The sequence below is a fragment of the Sphingomonas sp. S-NIH.Pt3_0716 genome (assembly GCF_003950715.1).
Taxonomy (GTDB): Bacteria; Pseudomonadota; Alphaproteobacteria; order Sphingomonadales; family Sphingomonadaceae; genus Sphingobium; species Sphingobium yanoikuyae_A.
Genome location: NZ_QLJK01000115.1, coordinates 1 through 907, shown reverse-complemented (window position 1 = coordinate 907; position 907 = coordinate 1). Strand labels below are relative to the sequence as shown.

The window sequence follows — 907 nt, the reverse complement described above, 5'->3', positions numbered from 1 at the left end:
AGAGGCTGTTTGGGAAATCGGCGGCAGGGGTTGTCATAGGCGTATCTGCGTGATTCAGGCTCTGGATGTGGACGCAGCAGAGCCGGGGGCGGATGGCCCAGATTGCGAAGAAGACGAAGCGTTATCCCAGTGACCTGACCGATGAGGAATGGGATCGCCTTGCGCCGTTGATGCCCAAGCCGGGTCGTCGAGGCCGTCCCCGCGAGGTGGATTTCCGCGAAGTGATCAACGCGGTCCGCTATCTGGTGCGATCGGGGTGTGGTTGGCGGATGCTGCCGATCCATTTTGGCGCCTGGCAGACGGTCTATGGCTGGTTTCGGGAGCTGGCACGCAGGTTCCTGTTCCAGACGATCCACGACATCGAATTGATGTTGGACCGAGAACGTGAGGGGCGAGAAGCCAGCCCCAGTGCGGCGGTCATCGACAGCCAGTCGGTCAAGGCGCCTTCCGCAGAAAAGCGCGGTTTTGACGCAGGCAAGAAGATCGTCGGTCGCAAGCGGCATATCGCAGTCGACACCGATGGACGCTTGCTGATGGTCAACCTCACTACCGCCGATATCTCCGATAGTGCAGGCGCTCAGGCGATCCTCGATGGCATCCGCAAGCGCTGGCCGTGGGTGAAGCATCTCTTTGCCGATGGCGCCTATGATCGCCTCAAGCTCATGGACAAGGCCAGCTACCTCGACTTTGTCGTGGAGGTCATCCGTCGAAGCGATCGCCAGCAGGGCTTCAAGGTGCTTCCGCGCCGCTGGGTCGTCGAACGCACCTTCGGATGGATGACCCGATGGCGCCGTCTGGTCCGCGACTACGAAAAGCGCATCGACGTCTCACAGGCGATGATCCTCGTCGCCATGGGTGGAAACCTACTACGCCGAAACGCTCATCCCTGATTTTCCAAACGGACTCT

At 60.5% G+C, this 907-nt stretch carries 1 protein-coding gene; it reads left to right on the top strand.

What is annotated here, in order from left to right; translation table 11 throughout:
• Nucleotides 1–65 precede the first annotated feature (65 nt).
• Nucleotides 66–890, top strand: a complete 825-nt coding sequence (locus tag BRX37_RS26295) for an IS5 family transposase (protein ID WP_125990377.1) — start codon at nucleotides 66–68, stop codon at nucleotides 888–890.
• Nucleotides 891–907 lie beyond the last annotated feature (17 nt).

Excerpts from the sequence above, each read along its gene's own strand:
- BRX37_RS26295 (WP_125990377.1), top strand. The coding sequence starts at position 66 with ATGTGGACGCAGCAGAGCCGGGGGCGGATGGCCCAGATTGCGAAGAAG.